The 25243-nt window shown below is 64.2% G+C and carries 23 protein-coding genes; 13 read left to right on the forward strand and 10 right to left on the reverse strand.

Annotated features, from left to right (window positions below; all coding sequences use genetic code 11):
- The first annotated feature begins 28 nt into the window (after positions 1–28).
- The 8 genes from CTR53_RS15260 (at position 29) to ptsN (ending at position 6537) form a co-directional block, all read left to right on the forward strand.
- Complete coding sequence (locus CTR53_RS15260) at positions 29–1123, forward strand: KpsF/GutQ family sugar-phosphate isomerase (RefSeq protein ID WP_290815149.1); 1095 nt, start codon at positions 29–31, stop codon at positions 1121–1123.
- An 11-nt stretch (positions 1124–1134) separates the two neighbouring features.
- The gene (gene lptC, locus CTR53_RS15265) at positions 1135–1818 is read left to right on the forward strand and encodes an LPS export ABC transporter periplasmic protein LptC (protein WP_290815151.1); all 684 of its coding nucleotides are present in this window, start codon (positions 1135–1137) and stop codon (positions 1816–1818) included.
- A 5-nt stretch (positions 1819–1823) separates the two neighbouring features.
- Entirely contained in the window at positions 1824–2480 is a 657-nt protein-coding gene (locus CTR53_RS15270) for an LptA/OstA family protein (RefSeq protein ID WP_290815154.1), read from the forward strand.
- Complete coding sequence (gene lptB, locus CTR53_RS15275) at positions 2477–3274, forward strand: LPS export ABC transporter ATP-binding protein (protein WP_290815156.1); 798 nt, start codon at positions 2477–2479, stop codon at positions 3272–3274. Before CTR53_RS15270 ends, lptB begins: the two co-directional genes overlap by 4 nt.
- A gap of 14 nt (positions 3275–3288) precedes the next feature.
- Positions 3289–4842: an RNA polymerase factor sigma-54 gene (gene rpoN / locus CTR53_RS15280; RefSeq protein WP_290815157.1), complete on the forward strand. Its 1554-nt coding sequence runs from the start codon at positions 3289–3291 to the stop codon at positions 4840–4842.
- Positions 4843–4855: 13 nt separating this feature from the next.
- Positions 4856–5503 (forward strand): carbonate dehydratase, encoded by a 648-nt coding sequence (gene can / locus CTR53_RS15285; protein ID WP_290815159.1) that lies wholly within the window; start codon positions 4856–4858, stop codon positions 5501–5503.
- 184 nt (positions 5504–5687) lie between these two features.
- Positions 5688–6014 carry a ribosome-associated translation inhibitor RaiA gene (gene raiA / locus CTR53_RS15290; RefSeq protein ID WP_290815162.1) on the forward strand — a complete coding sequence of 109 codons (327 nt, stop codon included), beginning with the start codon at positions 5688–5690 and terminating at the stop codon, positions 6012–6014.
- Between the two features lie 58 nt (positions 6015–6072).
- On the forward strand, positions 6073–6537 hold the full coding sequence (ptsN, locus tag CTR53_RS15295) for a PTS IIA-like nitrogen regulatory protein PtsN (protein WP_290815221.1): 465 nt from the start codon (positions 6073–6075) through the stop codon (positions 6535–6537).
- A gap of 36 nt (positions 6538–6573) precedes the next feature.
- Here the strand turns inward: ptsN and CTR53_RS15300 are convergent, their stop codons facing one another.
- On the reverse strand, positions 6574–6819 hold the full coding sequence (locus CTR53_RS15300; protein WP_290815164.1) for a DUF1150 family protein: 246 nt from the start codon (positions 6817–6819) through the stop codon (positions 6574–6576).
- Between the two features lie 22 nt (positions 6820–6841).
- Positions 6842–7309, reverse strand: coding sequence for an Hsp20 family protein (locus CTR53_RS15305; protein WP_290815166.1), 468 nt, complete (start codon positions 7307–7309; stop codon positions 6842–6844).
- Between the two features lie 131 nt (positions 7310–7440).
- Between CTR53_RS15305 and CTR53_RS15310 the strand changes: the two genes are divergently transcribed.
- Complete coding sequence (locus CTR53_RS15310; protein ID WP_290815167.1) at positions 7441–8967, forward strand: 3-hydroxyacyl-CoA dehydrogenase; 1527 nt, start codon at positions 7441–7443, stop codon at positions 8965–8967.
- Here CTR53_RS15310 and CTR53_RS15315 read toward each other — a convergent pair.
- The 4 genes from CTR53_RS15315 to CTR53_RS15330 form a co-directional block, all read right to left on the reverse strand.
- Entirely contained in the window at positions 8964–10793 is a 1830-nt protein-coding gene (locus tag CTR53_RS15315; protein ID WP_290815169.1) for an adenylate/guanylate cyclase domain-containing protein, read from the reverse strand. The two genes, CTR53_RS15310 and CTR53_RS15315, sit on opposite strands and share 4 nt — an antisense overlap.
- A 56-nt stretch (positions 10794–10849) precedes the next feature.
- A complete protein-coding gene (locus tag CTR53_RS15320) occupies positions 10850–11386 on the reverse strand; it encodes a hypothetical protein (RefSeq protein WP_290815172.1) in 537 nt (178 codons plus the stop codon).
- A 179-nt stretch (positions 11387–11565) separates the two neighbouring features.
- Positions 11566–12993 carry a HAMP domain-containing sensor histidine kinase gene (locus CTR53_RS15325; protein ID WP_290815174.1) on the reverse strand — a complete coding sequence of 476 codons (1428 nt, stop codon included), beginning with the start codon at positions 12991–12993 and terminating at the stop codon, positions 11566–11568.
- Positions 12994–13014: 21 nt separating this feature from the next.
- Positions 13015–14439 (reverse strand): FAD-dependent oxidoreductase, encoded by a 1425-nt coding sequence (locus tag CTR53_RS15330; RefSeq protein ID WP_290815176.1) that lies wholly within the window; start codon positions 14437–14439, stop codon positions 13015–13017.
- Between the two features lie 186 nt (positions 14440–14625).
- Between CTR53_RS15330 and CTR53_RS15335 the strand changes: the two genes are divergently transcribed.
- Positions 14626–17055 carry a DUF3772 domain-containing protein gene (locus tag CTR53_RS15335; protein WP_290815178.1) on the forward strand — a complete coding sequence of 810 codons (2430 nt, stop codon included), beginning with the start codon at positions 14626–14628 and terminating at the stop codon, positions 17053–17055.
- On the opposite strand, the gene CTR53_RS15340 is transcribed toward CTR53_RS15335, so the two are convergent.
- Positions 17052–17786 carry a pirin family protein gene (locus CTR53_RS15340; RefSeq protein ID WP_290815180.1) on the reverse strand — a complete coding sequence of 245 codons (735 nt, stop codon included), beginning with the start codon at positions 17784–17786 and terminating at the stop codon, positions 17052–17054. The two genes, CTR53_RS15335 and CTR53_RS15340, sit on opposite strands and share 4 nt — an antisense overlap.
- 57 nt (positions 17787–17843) lie before the next feature.
- The gene (wrbA, locus tag CTR53_RS15345) at positions 17844–18443 is read right to left on the reverse strand and encodes an NAD(P)H:quinone oxidoreductase (RefSeq protein ID WP_290815184.1); all 600 of its coding nucleotides are present in this window, start codon (positions 18441–18443) and stop codon (positions 17844–17846) included.
- Between the two features lie 99 nt (positions 18444–18542).
- On the opposite strand from wrbA, the gene CTR53_RS15350 reads away from it, so the two are divergent.
- The 3 genes from CTR53_RS15350 to CTR53_RS15360 all read left to right on the forward strand — a co-directional run bounded on the left by CTR53_RS15350 (position 18543) and on the right by CTR53_RS15360 (position 20719).
- On the forward strand, positions 18543–19502 hold the full coding sequence (locus CTR53_RS15350; protein ID WP_290815186.1) for a LysR family transcriptional regulator: 960 nt from the start codon (positions 18543–18545) through the stop codon (positions 19500–19502).
- A 291-nt stretch (positions 19503–19793) separates the two neighbouring features.
- On the forward strand, positions 19794–20321 hold the full coding sequence (locus CTR53_RS15355) for a GNAT family N-acetyltransferase (RefSeq protein ID WP_290815188.1): 528 nt from the start codon (positions 19794–19796) through the stop codon (positions 20319–20321).
- Positions 20322–20323: 2 nt separating this feature from the next.
- Positions 20324–20719, forward strand: coding sequence for a hypothetical protein (locus CTR53_RS15360; protein WP_290815190.1), 396 nt, complete (start codon positions 20324–20326; stop codon positions 20717–20719).
- Between the two features lie 276 nt (positions 20720–20995).
- Here the strand turns inward: CTR53_RS15360 and CTR53_RS15365 are convergent, their stop codons facing one another.
- Together CTR53_RS15365 and CTR53_RS15370 are read right to left on the reverse strand one after the other, a co-directional pair.
- Positions 20996–23098, reverse strand: a complete 2103-nt coding sequence (locus tag CTR53_RS15365; protein ID WP_290815192.1) for a hypothetical protein — start codon at positions 23096–23098, stop codon at positions 20996–20998.
- A 12-nt stretch (positions 23099–23110) separates the two neighbouring features.
- The coding region (locus CTR53_RS15370) for a DUF4159 domain-containing protein (protein WP_290815195.1) at positions 23111–25243 on the reverse strand (2133 nt) is incomplete at its 5' end.

Raw genomic sequence — 25243 nt, forward strand, 5'->3', positions numbered from 1 at the left:
GTTAGTGTTTTCCAGGCGGTGAAAGCCCATGACATCCGCACCCGCCGCCGCGCGTGTTAAGCGCGCCGGAAAGAAACGTGCGAAAGCGCAGCCCAAGGCCGCCCAGGCAAAGGTGGTGCAGGTCGCCAGCCGGCGTCCGGCGGCAAGTCCTGATATCGAAGTCGGCCGCCGCGTCCTGATGATGGAAGCCAACGGGCTGGCTGCGCTCGCAGCCGGGCTGGACGGCGATTTCAGCAAGGCGCTCGACATTCTGATGAATGTCAGCCGCGCCGGCAGCCATTTCCGCGTCATCGTGTCAGGCATGGGCAAGAGCGGTCATGTGGCGCGCAAGATTGCGGCAACCATGGCCTCGACCGGCACGCCGGCCTTCTTCGTGCATCCGGCCGAGGCCAGCCATGGCGATCTCGGCATGGTTACCAACGGCGATGTGTTGCTTTGCCTGTCGAATTCCGGCGACGTGCCGGAGATGGCCGATCTGATCGCCCATGCCAAGCGCTTTGCCATTCCGCTGATCGGCATGACCAGCAAGGCAAAGTCGGCACTCGGCCAGGCCTCGGATGTGGTGCTGCTGCTGCCGCAGGTGGAAGAGGCATGCCCGATGGGATTGGCGCCCACCACCTCCACCACCCTGATGCTGGCACTGGGCGATGCGCTGGCGGTCGGCCTGATGGAACGCAAAGGCTTCACCCGCGACCACTACCGCGTATTCCACCCCGGCGGCCGTCTCGGCAAGCAGCTGATCAAGGTGAAGGATCTGATGCATACCGGCGCCCAGATGCCCCTGGTGGTGTCTGGCACGGGCATGCGCGAGGCTCTCGTCACCATGGCCGGCCGCAGCTTTGGCAGCATCGGCGTTGTCGGCAAGTCTGGTCGCGATAAGGACAGGCTGATCGGTATCATCACTGACGGCGATTTGCGCCGTCACATCGAAGGCGATCTGCTGTCGCAGAAAGTCGACGCGGTGATGACCAGGAAGCCGATTACCATCACTGAGGACTTGCTCGCGGTGGAAGCGCTGCGCGAAATGAACAGTCGGCGCATCACGGCCTTCTTTGTGGTCAAGGCTGGCCGTCCTGCTGGCATCCTGCACATGCACGACTGCGTGCGTGCGGGAATTACCTGAAGCATGGCGCCATGATGACCGCAGACCTCAGCCAGCAAGGATCGCCGAAGCCCCGTCGCAGTGCGGAATTCACGCCGCGCGACGCCGGCCAGATTCTGTCGGCGCTGCCGCGCCGGCGCGGCTTCGTGCGGTTCATGAAATTCATCCTCCCGCTGATTGCGCTGGGTACGGTGGTGGCTGTTATCGCCTGGCCCCAGATGGCGAAGCGTCGTATGGCGATTCCACTCACATTCAGCGACCTGGAAACTGCCAATGCTGCGCTGGTGATGAACAATCCGCGCTATCGCGGAACCGATACCAGCGGCCAGCCTTATGTGGTGACGGCCGACCGCGCGATCCAGGATCCGGACGACGACAAGCAGGTGACGCTCGACCGTGTGCAGGCCGATATGCAGATGACCAGCGGCGAATGGTGGTCTCTGACCTCCGATACCGGCCTCTACAACGGCAATGCGCAGATGCTCGACCTGTTTGGCAACATCAATGTCTATGGCGATCGCGGCAGCGAGATGCATGGCCATTCCGCTGAGATCAATCTGCAGACCAAGGTGATTTCCAGTGACGAAAAGGTCTGGGGGCATGCCAGCTTTGGCAGCATCCAGGCCAATGGCATGCGGATCTATGACAGGGGGCGGGTCATCGTGTTTATCAATGGCGTGAAGACAAAGGTCTTTTCGCGGGAGAAGCGGGGATGAGGGCGATGGATCGCTTGCGTCGGCATCTGCCGGCTGGCACGGCCGCCATGGCGCGGGGCGCACTGATTCTGGTCGGTGCGGTTGTTGCCGCGCTTCCGGCAATGGCGCAGATCGGTCTTGGTGCACGACAGAACAACAACGAGCCGATCGATATTTCTTCCGATACACTGGAAGTGCAGCAGGACAAGCAGCTCGCAATCTTCCGCGGCAAGGTCGACGTGATCCAGGGCGAAAGCCGGCTGCGCTCCGACGAGCTTTTCGTCTACTACAAGGATCGCAACGCTCAGCAGAGTGGCGGTCAGCCGCAGCGCCAGCCGGCCCCGCGTCCCGCTGCGGGCGCGGCCGCCGGCCCCGATTCCAGCACGATCAGCAAGATCGAAGCCAAGGGTAATGTTTTCGTCTCGACGCCGAAGGAACGCGCGCAGGGCGATTTCGGCATCTACGACGTCGATAAGAAGACGATCACGCTGACCGGGAACGTGCTGCTGACCAGCGACGACAGCACGCTGCGTTGCGCGCGTGCGGTGATGTATCAGGATACCGGCCGCAGCACCTGCGACCCGGCCGCCGGCCAGCGCGTGCGCGGCGTGATCATACCCAATAACAGCAACAATGCCGCGCCTGCACCCAATACCCAGCAGCAGGGAGGGCAGCGCCGATGACGGCAGTCGGCGAAAAGCCCGGCGAGAAGCAGGACGCGGCTGAAGGCCTGCGCCTCGTTGCAGAAAATCCGTATCCCGGTTTGGCGGCGCATCGCCTTGGGAAGAGTTTCAAGAAGCGTCCGGTGCTGCGCGATGTCTCGCTCTATGTGCAGCGTGGCGAGGCGGTCGGCCTGCTCGGTCCGAACGGCGCCGGCAAGACCACGACCTTCTACATCATGACCGGCCTGATCCGGCCCGATCACGGCAACATCACGCTGGATGGCCATAACATCACTGGCCTGCCGATGTATCGCCGCTCGCGGCTCGGCATGGGCTACTTGCCGCAGGAAGCCTCGATCTTCCGCGGCCTGACCGTGGAGCAGAATATCCGCGCTGTGCTCGAACTCGTCGAGCCCGAGACCGACCGCCGCGAGGCGATGCTGGACGATCTGCTGGCGGAATTCTCGATCACGCATCTGCGCCGTACGCCGGCACTGGCGCTGTCGGGCGGCGAACGTCGCCGCTGCGAAATCGCGCGTGCTCTGGCCACGCAGCCGTCCTTCATGCTGCTGGATGAACCTCTCGCCGGCATCGATCCGATTGCTGTCGGTGAAATCCGCCAGCTGGTGTCGCATCTGAAGGATCGTGGTATCGGCGTGCTGATCACCGATCACAACGTTCGTGAAACCCTCGATATCATTGACCGTGCCTACATCCTGCATGACGGCAAGGTGTTGATGGAAGGCAGCCCGAGCGAAATCGTCGCCGACGAGAATGTCCGGCGGGTTTACCTCGGCGAACGGTTTAGCTGGTGATGGGCCTGTAAGCCATGGCCTTGGGTCCGCGTCTTGAACTCAGGCAGGGCCAGGCGCTCGTTATGACGCCGCAGCTGCAGCAGGCTATCAAGCTGCTGCAGCTCTCCAACCTCGAACTGACGGCCTATGTCGAGCAGGAACTTGAGCGCAATCCGCTGCTGGAGCGCGTCGATGGCGAAGGCTCGGGGGACGACAATCGCGATGCTTTCGACGTCGCAGATGGCGACGCGCCGGTCGAGCGCCTGGATCTGGAGTCCGACCGCAGCGCCGACAAGGCGCGTGAGGCGATGGATGCCGACTCCGATGGCGACAACACCTTCAATAACGACAGTGGCTATGATGCTGCGAATGCCGATATCGGCCTGGCCAGCAACTATATCAAAGGCAGTGGCGGCGACAGCCGCTTCGATGAGGAAGGCGGCGGCCTTGAGCAGACGCTGTCGGAGAATCCAAGCCTGCGCGAGCATGTGCAGGAGCAGTGGTTGTTGATGCCGGCCAATGCCGGGGACCGCCTGATTGGCGCTGCCCTGATCGATGCGCTGGACGAGGCCGGCTATATCACCGAGCCGCTGGATGACATCGCCGCTCGCCTGGGCATTGAGGCCGACGAAGTGGAAGCCGTGCTGGTCGACCTGCAGACCATCGAACCGGCCGGGATCTTTGCCCGTTCCCTCAAAGAATGTCTCGGTGTGCAGTTGAAAGCGCGTGACCGGCTCGATCCCGCGATGCAGGCCTTGCTGGACAATCTGGAACTGCTGGCCAAGCGCGACATTCCAGGCCTGATGCGCATCTGCGGCGTCGATCAGGAAGACATCGCCGACATGGTGCAGGAAATCCGCGCGCTGAATCCGAAGCCCGGCCTGCTGTTCGGCGGCGAGCCGGTACAGACGCTGATACCTGATGTCTATGTCCGACGTGCCAATGACGGCAGCTGGACGGTCGAGCTGAACAGCGACACGCTGCCCCGCGTGCTGGTCAATAGCCGCTATTACGCGCGTGTCACCAGGCCGGAAAAGACCAACGGCGCGCAGAACAGCCAGCTCAAGCAGACCAAGACCTATATGTCGGACTGCCTGAATTCGGCGAACTGGCTGGTCAAGTCGCTGGATCAGCGTGCGCAGACCATCCTGAAAGTGGCGAGCGAGATCGTGCGGCAGCAGGATGCCTTCCTGCGCCATGGCGTGTCGCATCTGAAACCGCTCAACCTGCGGGCCGTCGCCGAGGTGATCGAGATGCACGAAAGCACGGTCAGCCGCGTGACCTCGAACAAGACCATGGCCACGCCGCGCGGCATTTTCGAGATGAAGTATTTCTTCACCGCCAGCATCGCCGCCACCGACGGCGGCGAGGCCTTCTCGGCGGAATCGATCCGTCATCGGATCAAAACGCTGATCGATGCCGAGGGCGCCGACGATGTGCTGTCGGACGATAAGATCGTCGAGATGCTGGCCGGCAAGGGCGTCGATATTGCCCGGCGCACGGTGGCGAAGTATCGCGAAGCGATGAACATTCCTTCTTCAGTCGAGCGTCGGCGCCTCAAGAAGGCCGGCCTGCTGAAGGCAGGCTGAAACGGGAGACGTCATGGCCGATATAGCGCCGCTGTTCGATAGCAATCGTGCCTGGGCAATGTCCAAGCTGAGGGTCGATCCGGGTTTCTTCGGGCGCCTGGCGGAACAGCAGATGCCGGCTTATCTGTGGATCGGCTGCGCCGACAGCCGCGTGCCGGCCAATGAAATCGTCGGCCTCGATCCGGGCGAATTGTTCGTGCATCGCAATGTGGCCAATCTGGTGCATCCGGCTGACATGAACTGCCTGGCGGTATTGCAGTACGCCATCGAGTTCCTGAAGGTGAAGCATGTGATTGTTACCGGGCATTACGGTTGCGGTGGTGTACGCGCAGCCATGCAGCCCGAACAACTCGGCCTGATCGACCACTGGCTGCAACCGATCCGCGATGTCTATGCGAAAAACGAGGCCGAATTGAAGGACGTGGTGGACGAGTACAAGCGACAGAATCTGCTCTGCGAAATGAATGTGCGCGAACAGGTGGCCAATCTGTCGAAGACCACCATTGTGCAGAATGCTTGGCATCGCGGGCAGGAACTCAGCCTGCATGGCTTGGTGTACGGAATATCGAACGGCTTGATCCGCGATTTAGGCGTCACCATATCCGGCGTCGACCCAGTGGACCCAATCTTCCGTACAGAGCCGAAGCAACCGGCGCCTTAACCATTAATGACATCAGTTAATCGCAGCGCGACAGCTGTGGATAGTTTATGAATCAATGAGTTAACGAATTTCACATGCGGTTGACAGGGAAAACGGCCTTCTCTATGGTCCGCGACCGCATGACGGGCGAAGGCCGCTGTACTAAACTCATGCTCTGACCGATCGAACTCGGATTTCGACACAGATGAAAATCCTGACTTCCGGACAGCAGCTCGACCTTGGCGACTCTCTGCGCGCCCATGTCGAGGAACATCTCTCCGTCGCCGTGTCCAAGTACATGGACAATGCCATCGAGGCCAATGTCGTCTTCCGACGCGATGGTGCGATGTATCATTGCCAGTGCACGGTCCATATCGGTGCGGGGATTTCCATGCAGGCGGCTGCCGACGGCAACGACATCTACGTCAGCTTCGACGCAGCACTGGACAAGCTGGCCAAGCAAGTCCGGCGCGACAAGCGCAAGCGACGCAATCATCACCAGCGGCTCCCTGAGACCGGAGATGCAGCCTGAGCCTCGTTAAAGAGGCCAGCATGCATCGATGGTAGGCGCCGCGGAGGCACTGTTCCCCATGGAAATCTTTCAGCTCTTGAGCGCGGATGGCGTGATCGCCAACCTCAAGGCCAACAGCAAGAAACAGGCGCTGCAGGAGCTTTCTGCTCGCGCGGCTAAAATCACCGGTCAGCACGAGCGCGCGATCTTCGACACGCTGCTGGAGCGCGAGCGGCTGGGCACCACCGGCGTCGGCAACGGCATTGCGATCCCGCACGGACGTCTGCCCGGTCTCGACAAGCTCTACGGCCTGTTCGCCCGCGTGGAGCGGCCGATCGATTTCGACTCCATCGACGAGATGCCGGTCGATCTGATTTTCCTGCTGCTGGCACCTGAATCGGCCGGTGCCGATCATCTGAAGGCGCTGGCCCGTGTATCGCGCCTGCTGCGTGACAAGGGTGTGTGCGAAAAGCTGCGCGGGGCGGAAAGCGCCGACGCCATCTACGCACTTCTCACTGACAGCCCGACCAGTCACGCCGCCTGACCAATGGGGTCAGGTGGGGCGTGACGGTCTCTCAATTTACTGGACGCTGACCGGTAGCAGGTCGTTCTGCACGGCGGCTGCAAAGGCCAGATCGCGTTCCGGCGCGAAACCCAGCTGCGTACCATTGGCGGAATAAATGCCCCAGGCCAGACCTTCCGGCGTCTGTACCGGGCGGATATAGGCCAGGTCCGGCGCGCCGAGATTGGCGAAGGTTTCTTCCGTCATCAGCGGTTGGGCATGCAGTGTTTCAGGCTTACGGTCTTGATTACTGGGGATAGCCATCTGTTTCTCCTTCCGGCCGCCTTTAATTGCGTCCGGTTCCTGGCTTGCCGCCAACGCCTAATGTGTCGCTGCGACCGCCGTCCGTCGTACTAATAGCAATATTGCGGACCTGAGGTTCCGGACGCGGCCGGTGCAAGTCGATATGCAGCAGGCCATTGCCAAGCTCCGCTCGCACCACTTCGATGCCGTCCGCCAAGACAAAGCTGCGCTGGAACTGGCGTGCGGCAATACCGCGATGCAGATAAATCCGCTCTTTTTCGTCGGCCTGCTTGCCGCGAATGACAAGCTGGTTGTCTTCGACGGTAATGCCAAGATCGCTCGGGCTGAAACCGGCCACAGCCAGCGTGATACGCAATTCGCTCTCGCCGGTCTGTTCGATGTTATAGGGCGGGTAGCCTTCCGATCCAGCTTTGGTGGCGCGCTCGATCATGCGTTCGACATGGTCGAAGCCGAGCAGCAGCGGGCTGGAGAAAATGGAAACGCGGCTCATGATGCACTCCTTGGGAAAGCGAGTTGCGCCCGGACCCTCAAAGGCATCCGGACATCGAAGATGTGGGGTGCGGCGGGTTGCGGATCAAGGCCTGTCTGGGCAGGATGTTGCTGCGCAAACGGAGGGTTATTGTGGCGGAAACCGGGCAAAAAGTTGGAACAGCCAATATCCAGACAGTTGGCGTGATCGGCGCCGGCGCCATGGGGCGGGGCATTGCGCAGGTCGGCATGACCGGCGGCATGACAGTCCTGCTGTATGACGCTATGGACGGTGCCGCGGCCAAGGCGCGGGACGCGATCTTTGCCCAGCTCGATCAGATGGTGAGCAAGGGCCGTCTGGCCGAAGATGCCGCTGCAACCGCCAAGACGCGGCTGACCGTCGTCGATGCGATGGAGGCTTTCGTTCCGGCCGATCTGGTGGTGGAAGCCATTGTCGAGAACCTCGCCATCAAGCAGGAGGTCTTCCGCAAGCTGGAAGCTGTCGTGCGACCGGACTGCCTGTTGGCCTCGAACACCTCCTCGCTGCGCATCGCCAGCATTGCCACTGCCTGCCAGCATCGGGCGCGGATTGCCGGCCTGCATTTCTTCAATCCGGTTCCGCTAATGAAGCTGGTCGAGGTGATCCGCGCACCTGGCACCAGCGATGCCACCATTGCTGCACTCGTCACGGTCGGCGAACGGATGGGGCGTCTGCCGGTGGTGGTGCAGGACAGCCCCGGCTTCCTGGTCAATCTCGGCGGCCGCGCCTATACGCAGGAAGCGCTGCGCATCGTGTCCGAAGGCGTGGCGACACCGGCGCAGGTGGATGCGGTGATGCGCGACAACTGGGGCTTCAAGATGGGGCCCTTCGAACTGATGGACCTGACCGGCATCGACGTGAATTTCCCGGTCAGCCAGATCATTCACGAAGGCTATTTCTACGACCGCCGGCTGGCCACCGCGCCGCTGCACCAGCTGCTGAAGGAAAGCGGCCAGCTGGGACGCAAGACGAAGCAGGGCTTCTTCCCCTATGACGAGGCCGGCAGGGGCGTGGTGCCGTCGGCCGACGCCACCAGCGCCGCGGCGCCGGCCGCGAAGGTCGTGCTGGCCGATGCCGATGACGACGCACTGGGCGAGTTGCTGCGCAGCTTCGGCTTCGAGGTCAGCGGTTTCGACGACGGTGACAGCGCCATCCTGTGCGCGCCGCTGGGGGAGGATGTATCCACCTATGCCGCGACGCGGAAGCTCGACCATCGCCGGCTGTTCGGCCTCGACATTGCAGGCAAGCTGGACAAGCGGTTGACGTTGATGCGTGCGCCGGGCGCGCGCCGCGATCTGCTGGATGCCGTGGTGGCGCGCCTGCATGGCGCCGGTCGTGCCGTGACCGCGATTACCGACAGCCCTGGCTTCATCGGACAGCGCATCGCCGCCATGGTGGCCAATCTGGGCTGCGAGATGGCGCAGATCCGGGTCGCCACACCTGCCGATATCGACAAGGCCATGACACTCGGCCTGAACTATCCGTTCGGTCCGCTGGCATTGGCCGATGCGATGGGACTGGAGACCGTGCATACGGTGCTGACCCAGTTACAGGCGATTACCGGCGACGACCGTTATCGTCCCAGCCTGTGGCTCCGTCGCCGCGCCCAGTTGGGTCTCTCGGCACTTACCAACGACTAAGCGGTCAGGCGTACGAAAGGTACCGGGCGGTCGAAGCCCTTCAACTCGGCGCTTTCGTGGCTCGCCACGCGATCCTGCAACAAGGGCGCGACAGCGGGATCGGCTGCAAGCGACTCGGACAGCACCACTTCGCCGCGCCGGCTGCGGCCTTGCAGCCGCGCCGCCAGGTTCACCGTGCTGCCGAAATAATCCAGCCGGTCATTCAGATTGACAGCGATGCAGCGTCCGCCATGCAGGCCCATCTTGAGACCGATGGCCGCATCGGTGCTGCCGGTTTCGCGGCCGTAGTCGGCATTGAAGGCGGCGATGCGGTCGTGGATATGCAGCGCCGCCTGTACAGCTTGCTCAGGCGTGGCAAACGCCGCCATCACCGCGTCGCCGATGGTCTTGATCAGGGCGCCGTCATGTGCGCGGATGGTTTCTGCCAGGACGCCGAAATGCCGCCGCACCAGACGATAGGCCGCCGCATCGCCCAGCCGTTCATACAGCGCCGTCGAACCCTCCAGGTCGGTGAACATCAGCGTGATGCTGTCGATGCCGACATCTTCGCCGGCGCGCAGCACCTGGTCCGGCAGCAGGTCGCGGAAAGCTTGCAACGTCGTGACCTCATGGGCGGTGAGGGCTTCGCTGCGCCACGCCCGGGATTCGATCACGAAGGTCAGTTCCCGGCTGCTGCGGTTGCGCATTGCGATGGTGCCGGTGGCGGTGCCGGTTTCTGCCCGCATGGCGAAGGCCGGCGCATCGGCATCCTCAGCCAGCATCGTCGGGAAAACATCGCCGTCATGGCTGACGATACATTCGTCGCCAGGTTCCAGTGTGCGCAGCCTGTATTCGCCGGCGGGCAAAGTTGCCGTGATATGGCGTTCCTCGCCGGGGGCCAGAATCTGCTGCACCAGGATGTGGCGAGAGATATGCGGTCCGCCCATGCAGAACTCGCCTTCGCCGATGCTGCGGATCGCCGTGGCCGGACGGAAGCTGATTTCGATATTGCTGGTGAAGCTGCCGTCATAGGCGATGTTGCAGGATGGGCAATGCGCCTGTTTGGGCAGCGCTTCCAGCGTATCGGCGGAGGCTTTGGCGCCGCCGCATCGCGGGCAGAGCAGGTTCCACGACAGGCCGAGCAGGCCGAGCCGGGTGGCATCGAGGCAGAGTTCGGCGGTGTGGCGCACCGGCACCTGCCATTCGCGCGCCAGTCTGCGCGGCCGAATCCGAACCAGGTCGACCTCCTGCGCCGTGATGATGTGGCGGGCGAGGCGGTCGGCAAGATCGTGATGGTACGCGCCGGCGGAAATCTGGCGGGTCAGGCCATCGAGTCTTGCCCGCTGCTGCGGCGTCAGGTCGGGAGGCGTATAGTCGAACGGCATTTCCGCCTGGCCGATGGCGAAGCGGCCAGCCTGACGCACCATCTCCTCCAGCCCTTTGCCGATCTTGTCGAGAAGCCCGGTGGCAAAGAGCAGGTGTCCAACGATGCCGCGTGGCGTGCCGCTGATCAGGTAGGTGACGCGGCTGCCGCCATCGGGGCCGGGTGCAAGCCGCAGGGTCGGGCTCAGGCTTTTCAGCGGGCCGCGCCGGAAAATGCGGGTCTGGCGGAATTCGCGTTCGGCCACCCATTCATAAGGCGGATCGTCCCACTCGACCGCGACGCCCTTGTAGCTGGCGGTGGCGCGGCGCCTGACCGAGCCGTCCGCCTGCGGTTCTTCGGCGACGGCATAGCGCGGCGTGCCGGCCGCTTCGTTGAAACGCGCGGTGTCCGACAGATAGGGCCACAGGGCGGCCGGCGGGGCGGGCAGATCCCAGGTCCAGACGCGTTCATGCTGCTTCTGCATGGAGCAGAAGCTAGCACGCCTGCGTCATTGGCAAGAGGCGAGTTCGGTGATGCCGATCACATCGGCTTGGTTGCCGGATCCGGGGCCGGCTCAATCACCATCACGTCGGCCGGCAGGGGCTGTGTCGGCGGCAGCGGCTGATGCTGCGGCTGGCTGTCCGGATAGCTGGCAGTGCTGCCCGGCGCGTCATAGGGCATGGTGGCGAGCTGCGGCTCGGCCCGGCGGCCCGGCGGCGTCATCGGCATGCGCGGATCGGCCAAGGCGCGCGGCGGGCCAGGCAGCTGCCGGCCTTCCAGCGAATAAGGATCTGGCTCTACGTAGCAGTCGACACCGCCGAGCGTCTTGAAGCAGAAAACTTCCTGGCGGTCGGTCGGCTTGAAATTGCTGACGCAGTAACTGCCTTCGATGACGATGTTTTCGAGATTGCAGGTCATACCCAGGCGCTTCTCGACGCGCGCCTTGTAGATCTCATAGCCGACGCTGACGATGCCACTCTGAGCAGCAGGGGTGAGATCGCCACGTTGATCGGAGCAGGCCGACAGCAGTCCGGCCAGCATGAGCGGCAACAGCAAGCTCTGGATTGTGAAACGCATGGGGTTCTCTCCTGCACGCGGCCTCTCCTGAAGCCGGTCTGCCATTCTGGCGGCGCCATTATCGTGCCGGCGGACTTGAATATCCAGTTAAGTGATATGGTTAAAACGCGTTAGCCATACCGATCGGAACTGCGGACGGGCGAGGCTTGGCCGTCAATCCGGCCAGGATCGGGCCGTAATCAGGCTTGGGCCTGCGGCAGGACGATGCGGAAGGTGGTTCCCAGCGGCCCGGTGCGGATCAGTTCCAGGTCGCCGCCATGGCCGCGGATCAGTTCGCGTGCGATGGCCAGCCCCAGGCCCGTGCCGCCGCTGCGTCCGCCGCGGAATGGCTCGAACAGGTGCGCGCGCGCGGCATCGCTCAAGCCGCCGCCGCTGTCCGCGACTTCGATGACGACATCGGTTTCCGTTGCCGTCGCCGCTACGCGCAGATCGCCGCCCTCGGGCATCGCCTGTACGGCATTACGCATGAGGTTGTTCATGATGCGGTAGAGCTGATCGGGATCGGCAGTCAGCGGCAGGGTTTCCGGTACCGCATTGTGCCAGCGGATACCGGTGCCGTCAGGGAGGCCGAGTGCAGACGCCACGTCATCGATGAAATTGCGCAATGCGATCTGGCAGGTCTGCGGTGCGCGTTCCTCTGCCTTGCCGAACTGCAGGGTCTGGGCGCAGAGGGAAATGGCCCGGTCGATCGATCCGACCAGCCGCGGTGCCACCTGGCGTACGGTCGGATCGTCGGACGCTTCCAGACGATCGGATACCAGCTGCGCCGCGGCCAGCATGTTGCGCAGATCATGGCTGATCTTGCTGACGGCGATGCCGAGCTGGGCAAGTCGCGTGCGCTGTGTCAGTGCGTGGCGCAGATCCTGCTGCATCATCTGCAGCTCGCGTTCCGCGAGGCCGAGTTCATCGCGCCGGCGCGTCGGGCGGATGATCTGACGCGCATCTTCCGGCGCCGCATGGAAGCCGACGATACTGCCGATCAGGCGGCGGATCGGCCGGACCAGCAGCAGCTGCAGGCTGACATAGACCAGACTGCCGGTAATCATTGAGATCAGCAGCGCCACCCACAGCACGCGCCAGGAAAAATCGCGGAGTGCCTCGCTCATGGGGGCGGTTGGCAGCACCACTTCGATACGGGTGTGCGGATCGCGCGGAGACAGGCCGACCACGCGCACATAGTCGGTGGATGGCTTGACCAGCACCATCACGGCATGGGCGATGGCTTCCCACCATTGCTGGTCTTCCAGATTGACCGGTTTACCCAGCATTGGCAGTTCCTGGCGGTCGCTCAGGATCAGTGCATTCGATTCCTTGCGTCGCATGGCGACCAGCTTGCCGCCGACATTGTGCAGCAACTCGTCCTCCAGTTCTTCGCTGACCATGCCGTCCGGCGCTGCCAACAGCGCGAGCGCAGCCTGGTCGGCCAGTTCGATGCGGGCCTCAAGATAGCTGATACGGAAGCGACTCATCGCCGGCAGGTAGATCAGCACCGCCGACAGCATGGTGAAGCCGACTGTCAGCAGTAGCAGCCGGCCAGACAGGCTGGCCACCACGGGCGAGCGTGGCAGTCGCGACAGGTCGGTCGAGGTACCCGGATCGGCGTTCATGGTATGGAATAATACAGTGTCTCAGTCGAAACGGGCGAGGAACTGCACCACGCGGCGGCCGAACGGACTGAACAGCTTTGGGCGGTAAAAATCGGTTGCGGCCTGGGCGGCGGTGTTCCCGCGCGCCGGGAAGGGAGCAATCATCGCCTGCATCGCGCCGATGCCGAATCCGTTGCCGATAGCCAGCCCCCAGGGCTGCAGGGTTTCTGCGGCCTGAGGCCCGACGGCGGCCGCACCGAGGATGCTGCCCAGTGGCGAGGCGACGACCTTCAGCAAGCCCTCGCTGCTGCCGTCGGCCAATGCGCGTTCGTTCAGGGCGAACGGCCGGCGCAGGATGCGGATGCTGCGGCGACTGCGCCGGGCCTCGCTTTCGGTCTGGCCGACGAAGGCCAGTTCGGGATCGCTGGGTACCAGGCTGGCGGCGGCGCTGGCTGCGATGCGTGCCGGCAGCCGGAACAGCAGGTTCTTCAGCGCCACGCTGGCATGGTGCTGCACCACCGGCGTGGTGGCCTGCAGGTCGGTGGCGGCGCCGATGGCGAAGACACGGCGGTTGGTCGTGCGCAGCCGGCGATCCGTGACAATACCCTGCGCACCGGTTTCGATGCCCGCGGCCATGGCATTGAGTGTGCTGTGATCGGCCTGCCAGCCGGCAGCCAGCAGCAGATGCGAGGCGGCAATACGCGTCCTGCTGCCATTGGTATGGCGCAGGGTCAGCACGATGCCCGGCACGGTATTTTCCACCTGCGCGATCTCGGTCTGCTCATGCAGGGTGACGCCGTCGCGGCGCAGTGCATCGATTACCAGGTCGCTCAGTTCCGGATCGTGGCGCGACAGGAAACGGCCTTGCTCGACCAGCGTCACTTTCACGCCGATGCGGCAGAAACCCTGCGCCAGAGCAACACCAGCGCCGCCGCCGCCGATGATCAGCAGATGCAGCGGACGTTCGGTCAGATCGAAAGCGGATTGTGGCGTCAGGCAGGGAATGTCGGCCAGGCCCGGAATTGTCGGCAGGGCCGGGCGCGCGCCGGTCGCAATGACAAAGCGCTTCGCCGTCACGGTGCGGTCGCCGACCGCGATGCTGGCTGCGGATGTGAAGCGGGCCTCGCCCTGCAGCACGGTGACGCCCAGCGCAGACAGCCGTTCAATCGAATCATTGGCGGCCTGCGCGGCGGTCGTGTTTTTTGCATGGCGCAGTACAGCGGCGAAATCGATGTCGGGTTCTTCATACCGGATGCCGAAGCCGGCGGCCTCGCGCCAGGCAGCAGCATGCCGGGCTGCGGCAGACAGCACCTGTAACGGCAGTTCGCCATGCAGGCGATAGCCCCCCATACGGTCACGTTCGATCAGGACGGTTTTCATGCCGAACAGGGCGCTGGCGGTCGCCACTGCAATGCCGCCGGTTCCAGCGCCGATCACGGCGATCTCGCAGTCGATCCGCTCGCTCATGCTGCCAGCAAGACAGCGGCCTCCGCCCAAGTCAAGCAATCGACTCGGGGGCGGAGCGTCCCGGCCCGCCCCGTTTTTGCCGCAAAGCCACGCCAAAGAGAGCATTCGGCGGCCATTTGAGCTATAGCTGGGCCGGCATTCGCGCAGGGGTTTGCCCTGCATCCGTTACAGACCCGCATCGACACCATGACACTCCGACCGATCCAGTTCCTGCTCCGTTTGGCCATGCTGTTCTGCCTTCTGGCGGCGGTGGCCGATCCTGCCGGCGCGCAGCCGGCCGGCGCCGCCGCACCCGGCGCACTGACCCCCACCAACTGGACTGCTGCCCTGTCGCCGATCACGCGCCAGCTGCGCGATCCCCGCATGGACGACGAGGGCTTTGCGGTGCTGCGTGCCGATCTCGACCGGTTGCGCGTGCAGGCGACGACCGAACGCGACCAGTTCCGGCAGGCGACAGCGGCGACACAGACCCAGCTCGATGCGCTTGGGCCGCCACCGGCAGCCGGCCAGCCCCGCGAAGCTGCAGGCGTGACGGAATCGCGCCGCCAGCTGGCTGTGCGTCTGCAATCTGCCCAGGATAGCGGCAAGCAGGCTGAACTGGCGCTGACACGCATTGTCGCCCTGCAGGATGAAGTGGCCGACGAAGCACGCCGGCAGTTCACGCGCCAGCTGATGTATCGCGGCGCCTCGCCGTTCAATCCGGATTTCTGGCGCAGTGGCGTGGACGACATCCGCGCCACCTCCGACGAGGTGCTGGCGCTGCCGGCGCAGTGGTGGACGGCTGAGGACGGCCGGCGGCCGGGGCAGAGCACCCTGCTGCAGATCGTCGTCGTTGTGGCGCTGGCCAGCGCACTGCTGCTTCCGACCCAGCGCTGGCTCAGCCGCCACTATGGCATCCGGCCGGAAATTGAGGCGCCATCGCCGGTGCGGCGCACGATTGCGGCTTTCACCGTGCTGCTGCGCTATACGGCCATGCCGCTCGCCGTGCTGTGGGCTGCCTATGGCGTACTGCTGGGCAACGATTGGCTGAACGGCCTGGTCGGCAGCATGGTGCTGATGCTGATGCAGGCGGTGTCCATCGCCCTGCTGGCCTACGGTCTGGGGCAGGCGACGCTGGCACCGGGGCAATCCGCCTGGGCACTGATCCCGCTGCAAAAGCCTGAGCGCGCAAAACTCCTGCGCCGCACGGCTGCCGTCGCCATCGGCATGATCCTGCTGGCCGTGCTGGTGGCGCCGTCGCGCGTACCGGATTTCGGCTTCGCCGGCCGCAACATGGTGATTGCCGCCGTCGCGCTGTTCCTGTTCGTCTCCAACCTGGCTTTCTCAGATCCGCGACTGTGGCGCTCGCTGCCGGACGACTGGCGCCCGCTGCGGCTGCTGGCCGGACTGATCTTCGGCCTCAACCTGCTTGCGCTGGTCGCGCTGCTGCTCGGCTATTACGGCGCTGCTGCCTTCCTTTCCTATGGTCTGCTCGGTTCGGCGCTGACGCTGGGTGCCTACGCGCTGGTCCGCATCGCCATTCGCGACGGCCTGGCCAATCTCGCCGAGAATCCCGACAGCCGCTTCCGCATCTGGCGGCAGTCGCTGGGCCTGAGCGGACCGCTGAGTACCACGAGCCAGCTGCTGCTCGGCCTGCTGGCGGACATCGTGCTGTTCGTGCTGCTGCTCGCCGGTCTTGCCGTCTCCTGGGGCGTCAGCCGCGCCACGCTGATCAGCTATACGCTGGAACTCTTCTACGGCGTTACCATCGGTCCAGTGACGATCTCGCTCGGCAACATCCTCGCCGCCATCGTGGTGCTGGTGATCGGCATCGGTATTACCCGGCTGTTGAGCGGCGGGCTGAATTCCCGGTTGGAAACGCAGGCAGGTATCGACCCCGGCGTGCGCAATTCGATGGTCACCGGCCTGACCTATGCCGGCTACCTGCTTGCGATCGTCGCCGGCGTCGGCGTGGTCGGCCTGGATCTGTCGAACCTGGCGATCATCGCCGGTGCCCTGTCGGTCGGTATCGGTTTCGGCCTGCAGAATATCGTCAACAATTTCGTCTCCGGCCTGATCCTGCTGATCGAACGGCCGGTGAAGGTCGGCGACTGGGTCGTGGTCGGCAGCCGCGAAGGCTATGTCCGGCGCATCAACGTGCGCTCCACCGAGATAGAAACCTTCCCGCGCGCTTCGGTGATCATCCCGAATTCCGAACTGATCTCGCAGTCGGTGATGAACTGGACGCACCGCAACCGCCTCGGCCGCATCGATATCCAGCTGAACCTGTCCTATGCCGCCGACCTGGAGAAGGCGCGTGAGGTGCTGTTGAAATGTCTGACCGAACATCCCGACATTCTCAGCATGCCGGCGCCGCTGGTGATCTTCCGCGATTTCGGTGCCGGCACGCTGCAATTCGCGCTGCGCGGTCATATCTCCGATGTCGAAAAGCGACATGTGATCGAGAGCGGCCTGCGCTTTGCGATTCACAAGGCATTGAAAGAGAGCGGTGTCGGTCTGCCCTATGGCGGACCGAGTACACTGTTCCTTGGCGATATTGAAAGACTGGAAAAAGCTTTGGGCGGACTGAGTAACTCAGCCCGCCCAAAGTCGGATGCTTCAGACGCCGATGCTTAATTCGGACGCTGCTGCGGACGCGGCAGGTCGAACAGCAGGAATTCCGCAGCGCTTTCCGCCGCCTTGATCTCCACCGGCGTGTCGGCGGCGATGGCGACGCCATCGCGGGTCTTCAGCGTCACACCGTTGAGTTCGACACCGCCTTCGGCCACCACCAGATAGGCCATGCGATCCGGCTTCTGCTCGTAGGTCACCGACTGGCCCTTTTCGACCAGTGCGCCGAACAGCGTGGCGTCCTGGTGGATCAGCAGCGTGCCCGTGTTGGCCGAGAGCACAGCCTCTTCACCAGATGCCAGCGGCACCAGACGATTGGCGCGGTCGCCCTTGGGGAACTGCGCCTGGTCCCAGCGCGGCTTCAGCTTGGCCTGACGCGGCTCGATCCAGATCTGGAACAGATGCGTCATTTCGTCTTCGGCATTGTATTCCGAATGCATGATGCCGGTGCCGGCCGACATCACCTGCACATCGCCAGCCGGAGTCCGGCCTTTGTTGCCCAGGCTGTCTTCGTGGCTGATCGCGCCCTTGGTGACATAGGTGATGATCTCCATGTCGCGGTGGCCGTGCATCGGAAAGCCCGACTGCGCTGCGATCTCGTCGTCATTCCACACCCGCAGCGGACCGAAGCCGAAACCCATCGGCGCGGCAACGCCCGAGAAGTTGAAGTGGAAGCGGCTGTTCAGCCAGTCGATATTCATCCGGCCGAGATTGTCGAAGGGAACAACATGAATCATGGAAACCTCCATCGGCGACGGCCGATCATATCCCGGCCGTCGCCTTTCGGTAGAGTGTTAAGCCTTCAGCTTGGCGGCGATACCCGCCACATGCTTGCCCTGGAAGCGGGCGATCTTGAGTTCCTTTTCGCTCGGGCTGCGGCTGCCGTCCGCACCGGCGATGGTGCCGGCGCCGAGCGGTGAGCCGCCCTTCACCTCAGAGATGTCCATCGTCTCCGGGATGGCATAGGGCAGACCGACGACCACCAGGCCATGATGCAGCAGGGTGGTATGGAAGCTGCTGGCGGTGGTTTCGTTGCCGCCGCCGGTGCCGGTCGAAACGAAGACGCTGCCGACCTTGCCGACCAGCGCGCCCTTCACCCACAGACCGCCGGTCTGGTCGAGGAAGCTACGCATCTGACCGGTCATGTTGCCGAAGCGGGTACCGGTGCCGAAGATGATGGCGTCATAATCGGCCAGTTCGGCTGGGGTCGCGATCGGCGCGGCCTGATCCCACTTGCCGCCGGCCTTCCTGAAGGCCTCTTCCGGCATGGTCTCGGGGACACGCTTGATGGTGACCTGGGCGCCCGGGACTTCGCGCGCACCGGCAGCGACGGCCTCGGCCATCTTTTCCACGTGGCCGTACATCGAATGATAGAGAACGAGAACCTTGGTCATGGCTGCCTCCTGGGCGGTCCGGGTTGGTGTTGGTTCGCGCTGGAAGGTAGGCATTTGCTGAATTGAAACAATATCTCCATTGGAATATGATTGTTTCTCATGAGAAACAATATGGACCATCTCGCCGACCTGGCCGTCTTTGCCCGCGTGGTGGAGCAGGAGAGTTTCAGCGGTGCGGCTGAAAGCCTCGGCCTGTCGAAATCCGCCGTTTCGAAACAGGTCTCCCGGTTGGAGCAGCGCCTGGGCGCGCAACTGCTGCAGCGGACGACCCGCAAACTCTCGCTGACCGAGACCGGACGCATTGTGCTGGAACATGCGCAGCGCGTGCTGGTCGAGGCCGAAGCCGCCGAAGCGGCCGTGCAGAACCTGCAGGCGCTGCCGCGCGGCCTGCTGCGGGTCAATCTGCCGATGAGCTTTGGGCTGGGCTATGTCGCGCCGTTGCTGCCGGAACTGCTGGCGCTCTGCCCGGAGCTGCGCATCGATCTGACCTTCAACGATCGCACCATCGACCTGCTGGAAGAGGAGGTCGATGTCGCCATCCGCATCGGCGCCAATCTGGCCGATTCCACGCTGACCGCGCGGCGGCTGGCGCCGGTGCGGCCGATCACCTGCGCCTCAGAGTCTTACCTGCGCAAGGCCGGCGTGCCGCTGGTGCCGGAAGATCTGCGCCAGCATGAATGCCTGCTTTACAAATACCTGCCCGAGCAGGGCATCTGGAATTTCGACGGGCCGACGGGGGCGCAGGCTGTAAAGGTGTCGGGACGGCTGATCACCAACAACGGTGAGTCGCTGCGCGATGCAGCCCTTGCCGGCCATGGTGTCGCCCGGCTGCCCAGTTTCATTGTCGGACCGGACATTGCCGCGAAACGTCTGGTCCCGCTGCTGGAAGCCTATGAACCGGCACCGTTCAGCATCTACGCGGTCTATCCGGCGCAGCGTTACCTGACGCCGAAAGTGCGGGCCTTCATCGACTTCTTCGCCGAGCGCTTTGGCCCTGAGCCGCCCTGGGAGTGTGTTCTGGCCGACACAGCCAGACAGGGGAATATGAAATCGGCGTGAAATCCGGTTTACGCCTCCTGCCGGCTATGCTATCCGACTTCCGCGACCAAACAGGATTCTGTGTCATGACCCGCCAGTGGCGACATCGACGAGCCCGTATGAGCGCACCGTCCTCGCAAATGATGCGAAAGCGGTGCGTTACGGCCGTTCGTGCCCACTGAAGCCAGGTCATCGTCGCCTACTGACCCCGACATCCCTGCTTCCCCAATGAGCACGACACGGCCAATCGGACGGAAGGCTAAGGCCGAACGTCCGCCTCTGGTGTCCGACATCGTTGCTGGAAGCAAACTCATGTACCCCATTCTGCCGGAGCGGCCCGCTGACGCCGCCCAGATCGACAGCCTGCTGGATCTCGCCTTCGGCTCGGATCGCACGCGCAAGACCGTGTACCGGCTGCGCGAGGGCGTGGCGCATATCAAGTCGCTTGCCTTCGTGGTGCGCGACGAGGATGGCATCGTGCTGGGCTCGATCCGCTACTGGCCCGTCATGATCGGCGAAGCGGCGACACCGGCGATCATGCTCGGCCCCGTTGCCGTACATCCCGACTATCAGGGGCAGGGCATCGGCCGGGCGCTGATCCGGCACAGCCTCTATGCCGCCACGCGGCTGAACCATGGCCTGTGCATCCTGGTCGGCGACAAGCCCTATTACGAACCCTTCGGCTTCGTGAATGCCGCCGACCGCGGCATGGAGATGCCGGGCTGGGTGGAGCGCGAGCGGTTCCAGGTGATGGAACTGGCGGCCGGCGCGTTGCAGGGTGTCGGCGGCATGGTCGGCAAGCCTGCGAAAGGCGGCAGTCGCAAGAAGGCGGCGGCCTGAGCATGGCGCGCACCGTCTTGCCACACGGCAGTGACGGGCATGTATTGCTGCTCGACAGCATCGCCGAAATCCTGCCTGAAGATGCCGGCTGGCTGGTCATCTCCGGCAGCCATGGCGGTATCAGTGCGGCGCAATTCGCTGTCGCGGTGCAACTGCGCGGCTGTTTCCTGAACGATGCCGGACTCGGCAAGGACAATGCCGGCATTGCCGGCCTCGCGCTGCTGGCGTATCCGGCGGCCGCCTACAGTCATTCCTCTGCGCGCATCGGCGATGCGGCCGATGCTTGGGCGAATGGAATACTGACTCACATCAATGCAGCAGGCCGGGCAGCGGGCTGGCGGGACGGGCAGTCGGTGCAGGACGCGGCAGCGATGCTGCGCCAGCTCCGTCCCGTTTGAGCCAGTTTCGTCCTGTTCGAAGGCCAGTTCCGTCCCGTTTGAGCCAGTTAGAGCCAATTAAAGCCAGTTTCGTCCAGTTAGAGCCAGTTCGATCCCGCATAAGCCGTTGGCGTTACGTGCCAAGGCATTGATTCTCTTATCAACGATGTCCAACGGCATCGGCATTTCGGCCGTGAAATCACTCATTTTGCATACCAAGGTATGCGAACAAATGTTCCATATATAGGAATATTAGCATTAAAATGGACCCGCATCAAGCCAGCTCAGTGGCTCGCCCTAGCGGCTTTCGCGCCGCCACATCAGCAGCATGCCCAGCAGCAGCGCTGTCAGCATCGCCAGCGGCAGCACCAGCGGCGTCAGCGTCAGCCCGGTGACGACATAGTCGTTCTGGCGATAGAGCCCGATCCAGTTGCGGCCAGCCTGTTCGCGCACGGCGCTGCGCGTCGGCTTGTCGACCATGCGGATGTCCGGCGTCCCATCCTGCAGCCAGCGCACACTGCCATGACTGGCATCGGCCAGCGGCTTCAGCACGGCCGGCGTGGCGCGCGGATCGGAGAATTCCTTCGGGTTGATGGCGCCCATGGTGGCGACGGTCTCGCGCTCGCCATCGCGAACACGGTAGATGCCGGGTAACTCTACAGGCAGCCGTCCGCTGGCGATGCCGTTGCCCTGGTCTTCCAGGGTCAGGCGGGTTTCGCTGCCATCAGGACGGATCACCGTCACCGGCTCCTTGCGTTCGGTCAGGCTGCGGCGCTCGACTTCGAGGCGTCCGCCCTTGGCCTCGGCCCGCAACGCTTCTTCCTCAAGATCCGGTTCCTTCATCAGCCAATGCGCCAGCCGGCGCAGCAACTCGCTCTGCGGGCCGCCGCCTTCATAGCCGCGCGACCACAGCCAGATATGATCGGAATAGAATTGCGCCACGCGGCCTTTCTCGACGCGATCGAGCACCAGCAGGGGCTCACGGTTCGGGCTTTCCATGACTGAATTGCCGCGCGTGACATCGACATTGACGACGCGGAACCAGCGGCTCCAGGTTGGCTGGCCATTCTCGCCCACCGAGCCGGGCAGGCCGGCGGTGACCGGATGGCGCTTGCCGATGGCGCTGAGCTGCGGCGTAAACGGCTCGGTCCGCATGGTGCCATGCGGGCGGCCGGGCAGGACTTCGGAGACCGGCGTCCGGTAAATACTGAGCGGTGTGGCATAGGCCGGACCGGAGACTTCAAGGAAGGCGCCGCCGCGTTCGACATACCGGGCGATATTCTCGTAATACGCGGTCGGCAAAATGCCGCGTCGCCGGTAGCGGTCGAAGATGATCAGGTCGAACTCATTCAGTTTGAGTTCGAACAGTTCACGGATCGGGAAGGCGATCAGCGACAGTTCGCGGATCGGCGTGCCGTCCTGTTTGTCGGGCGGACGCAGAATGGTGAAATGCACCAGATCGACATTCGGATCGGCCTTCAGCAGATTGCGCCAGACACGCTCGCCGGCATGCGCCTCGCCGGTGACCAGCAGGACACGCAGCCGGTCGCGCACGCCATTCACCGACAATGCCACGCGATTGTTCAGCGGCGTCAGTTCGTTCTGGATCGGCGCGACCTCGAATTCCAGCAGGCTGCGGCCGGCGCGCGGCAGCTTGAACGGCACGGTGACGTCGCGGCCGACCGGCACCTGCAGCACACGCTCGCCGGCATCCTGCTGACGGAAGCGCAGTTCCGCCGTCTCGTTGGGTGCCGCGCCGGTATCATCGACGCGCAGGACGACATTGATATCCTGGTTGATCATGCCGAAGGTCGGCGCGTTGCGCACCACCAGCCGGCGGTCGCGCTCATCCGGCCGGCCGGTCAGCAACACATGAACCGGCGCACCGGTCACGTCCTGCGCCGCGGCGATTTCGGCCGGCATGTCATGCACCTGGCCGTCGGTGACCAGGATGCTGCCGGCCACGCGATGGCGGGGCAGATCGCTCAGCGCCAGTGTCAGGCCCGAGAACAGCCGCGTGCCTTCGTCGCGGTCGGCGGTCTCGGCCGCAGCCTTGCCAGCTTTGACCACACGCACTTCCAGATTCTCGATGGCACCCAGCTTTTCGCGCAGCGCAGCTTCTGCCTGTTCGGCCTGGCGCTGGCGGTCGGCGATGCCCTGACTCGGGCTTTCATCCACCACGACCACGGCAATATCGGGCAGCGTGCTGCGGTCTTCCCTGCGCGCCACCGGATTGGCCAGGGTGGCGATCGCCAGCAGTGCCACGGCCGCACGCAGCAGCGTGCCGCGTGCATGTCGCCACAGGCCGAGACATGTGAGCATCAAGGCGACGGCGGCGCAGACCAGCAGCAGCGGCCAGGGCACCAGAGGGGCAAAATCGAAAGTGAGCGCGCTGTTCATGCCGGCACGCCGCTAATTGCCCAGCCGCTCGAGCAGCGCGGGAACATGGACCTGATCAGCCTTGTAATTGCCAGTGAGCGTATACATCAAAAGATTGACGCCGAATCGATAGGCGTATTCGCGCTGACGCGGCAGGTTCGGCACAGTGACGGCAAGCGGCCGGCCGTTATTGTCGATGGCCCAGGCGGCGGCGAAATCATGGCTGCCGATCACGATGGAGGTGACGCCATCCTTGTCGCCGCCCGGATTGCGCTCCACCCATAGCGTGCCGCCGGTGTAGCGGCCGGGGAAGTCCTGCATCAGGTAGAAGGCCTTGGTCAGCACGTGATCGTCCGGCACCGGCATCAGCGGCGGGATATCCAGGCGTGCCAGCAACTGGCGCAGCTTGTCGGTATTCGGGCTGGCGGCGGTGCCGCTCAGACCCATCGCCTGATCGCGCGTGTCGAACAGGATCATGCCGCCAGTCTTCATGAACATATCGACCCGGCGCAGCGCGGCGTCGGAAAGCTGCGGCTGCTGCGGCACGATCGGCCAGTAGAGGAAGGGGACCAGCGAGATGTCATCGGCCTCCAGGTTCACGCCGATCGGTTCGGCGGCCTCAATGGAGGTGCGGCGGTACAGTACTTCGGTCAGGCCATAGAGGCCGGCGCGACTCATCTGGTCGATATCGGCCTGACCTGTCACCACATAGGCCAGACGCAGATCGAGAGACGCTTTGAGGGCGAACTCGTCACTGGCAGCGAGTGTATTGCGGCGCGTCTGCGCCTCGCCGGCGCCGGACAGCAGCAGGATCGCGACGGCGAGCATCGCAGCGGCGGGACGGCGGCGCAGCGACGGCAACAGGCCGCGCAGGCCCAGCCCGATCAGCCAGTCTGCAAGGAACAGCAGCAGGGCCGCGCCGAGCAGCCAGGGGAGCAGATGCAACTCGCGGCTCTGGCCATCCAGCCGCAATTCGGCAACGCCGGCGGGCCAGCGGGTTACCGGCAGCAATTTGGTGTCGGCATTGGCGGTGTTGAGGGCCTGCCGGCTGTCGAGGCGGCCGTACCAGCCCGGTGGATGGCGCGGACCGGGTTTGGTGGCGGCCAGCGCGCGGGGTGCAATCGGCTGTACGGTGGGGCCCGGCTGGATGGCGCGGCCGAAGCCGTCCAGCACACCGAGCGGCGGCAACGGCGTATCGGCGGCTTCGCCGGTGCCGCTGATGCCTTGCGAGAGATCGATCACTTTGCGCAGCATGTCGACATAGAACCCGCTGAGCGCCAGATCGGACCATAATGTGTTGGCGGTGGTGTGAACTAGGATCAACCAGCCTTTGCCGCGCTGGGTGGCGGTTACGAGCGGCGTACCGTCTTCCAGACGCAGCCAGGTCTTGTCGCCCAGTTGCGCTTCCGGTTCGGCGAGTACCTGCCGGCTGACTGTCACGTCGTTGGCGCCGCCGAGACCGAAGAACGGACTGGTTTCCGGTGTCGCGCCCAGCCGCTGCGGCTGCGACCAGGACAGCGCCCCGCCCAGTTGCCGCGAACCCTGGCGCAGCTTCACCGGCAGCAGGCCGTCGGTCGCTTCGGCCATGCGCGGACCGGCGAAGCGCAGCAGCACGCCACCGCCGTCGATCCACTGTTCCAGCTGGCGGGTCTCGCTGGCCACCACATGTGCCACGTCCGCCAATACGATCACGGCGATCTCGCGTTGCAGCAGTTCAGCCACAGGGGCCGAGCGCAGTTCGGCGTAAGGGCCTAGCGCGCGTTCGAGATAGAACAGGTCGCCCAGCAGCGGCTGCCGTGTTTCCACCGCACCGCCGGTGACCAGACCGACCGGACGGCGACGCCAGCGGTCGTCCAGCAGCTGCACCGTGCCGGCGCTTGGCTGCTCCTCGATTTCCAGGCGGGCAAGCTGGTTGCGCAGCTCGCTCGGCAGGTCGAGTTTCAGCGTCGCGGTTTCCGACCGCGCGGCGAACTGCATGCGCCCGCGTGCCAGCACGCGACCCTGGTCGGTGACCGCCCGGAGCGTTACGCCCTGTTCGCCGCTGACATTGGCGCTGCGGCGCAGGGTGACGGTATCGCCCTGTGCGCTGGTCGCGGGCGGCAGCAGCGCGAGCGTCGCGTCGTCGGGCGAGGTGATCACGCTGAGCGGCCCGAGCCGCTGCAGGAA

The organism is Ferrovibrio sp. (genome assembly GCF_002796975.1).
Taxonomy (GTDB): domain Bacteria; phylum Pseudomonadota; class Alphaproteobacteria; order Ferrovibrionales; family Ferrovibrionaceae; genus Ferrovibrio.

Bases quoted from the DNA above. Each gene is read 5' to 3' on its own strand.
- wrbA (WP_290815184.1), bottom strand. From the start codon at position 18,443: ATGACCAAGGTTCTCGTTCTCTATCATTCGATGTACGGCCACGTGGAA.
- CTR53_RS15305 (WP_290815166.1), bottom strand. From the start codon at position 7,309: ATGAGCCGCGTTTCCATTTTCTCCAGCCCGCTGCTGCTCGGCTTCGAC.
- CTR53_RS15300 (WP_290815164.1), bottom strand. From the start codon at position 6,819: ATGGCTATCCCCAGTAATCAAGACCGTAAGCCTGAAACACTGCATGCC.
- CTR53_RS15330 (WP_290815176.1), bottom strand. From the start codon at position 14,439: ATGAGCGAGCGGATCGACTGCGAGATCGCCGTGATCGGCGCTGGAACC.
- CTR53_RS15355 (WP_290815188.1), top strand. From the start codon at position 19,794: ATGTACCCCATTCTGCCGGAGCGGCCCGCTGACGCCGCCCAGATCGAC.
- CTR53_RS15340 (WP_290815180.1), bottom strand. From the start codon at position 17,786: ATGATTCATGTTGTTCCCTTCGACAATCTCGGCCGGATGAATATCGAC.
- CTR53_RS15360 (WP_290815190.1), top strand. From the start codon at position 20,324: ATGGCGCGCACCGTCTTGCCACACGGCAGTGACGGGCATGTATTGCTG.
- CTR53_RS15270 (WP_290815154.1), top strand. From the start codon at position 1,824: ATGGATCGCTTGCGTCGGCATCTGCCGGCTGGCACGGCCGCCATGGCG.
- rpoN (WP_290815157.1), top strand. From the start codon at position 3,289: ATGGCCTTGGGTCCGCGTCTTGAACTCAGGCAGGGCCAGGCGCTCGTT.
- ptsN (WP_290815221.1), top strand. From the start codon at position 6,073: ATGGAAATCTTTCAGCTCTTGAGCGCGGATGGCGTGATCGCCAACCTC.
- CTR53_RS15315 (WP_290815169.1), bottom strand. From the start codon at position 10,793: ATGCAGAAGCAGCATGAACGCGTCTGGACCTGGGATCTGCCCGCCCCG.
- can (WP_290815159.1), top strand. From the start codon at position 4,856: ATGGCCGATATAGCGCCGCTGTTCGATAGCAATCGTGCCTGGGCAATG.
- lptC (WP_290815151.1), top strand. From the start codon at position 1,135: ATGATGACCGCAGACCTCAGCCAGCAAGGATCGCCGAAGCCCCGTCGC.
- CTR53_RS15325 (WP_290815174.1), bottom strand. From the start codon at position 12,993: ATGAACGCCGATCCGGGTACCTCGACCGACCTGTCGCGACTGCCACGC.
- CTR53_RS15335 (WP_290815178.1), top strand. From the start codon at position 14,626: ATGACACTCCGACCGATCCAGTTCCTGCTCCGTTTGGCCATGCTGTTC.
- CTR53_RS15320 (WP_290815172.1), bottom strand. From the start codon at position 11,386: ATGCGTTTCACAATCCAGAGCTTGCTGTTGCCGCTCATGCTGGCCGGA.
- CTR53_RS15350 (WP_290815186.1), top strand. From the start codon at position 18,543: ATGAGAAACAATATGGACCATCTCGCCGACCTGGCCGTCTTTGCCCGC.
- CTR53_RS15260 (WP_290815149.1), top strand. From the start codon at position 29: ATGACATCCGCACCCGCCGCCGCGCGTGTTAAGCGCGCCGGAAAGAAA.
- raiA (WP_290815162.1), top strand. From the start codon at position 5,688: ATGAAAATCCTGACTTCCGGACAGCAGCTCGACCTTGGCGACTCTCTG.
- lptB (WP_290815156.1), top strand. From the start codon at position 2,477: ATGACGGCAGTCGGCGAAAAGCCCGGCGAGAAGCAGGACGCGGCTGAA.
- CTR53_RS15365 (WP_290815192.1), bottom strand. From the start codon at position 23,098: ATGAACAGCGCGCTCACTTTCGATTTTGCCCCTCTGGTGCCCTGGCCG.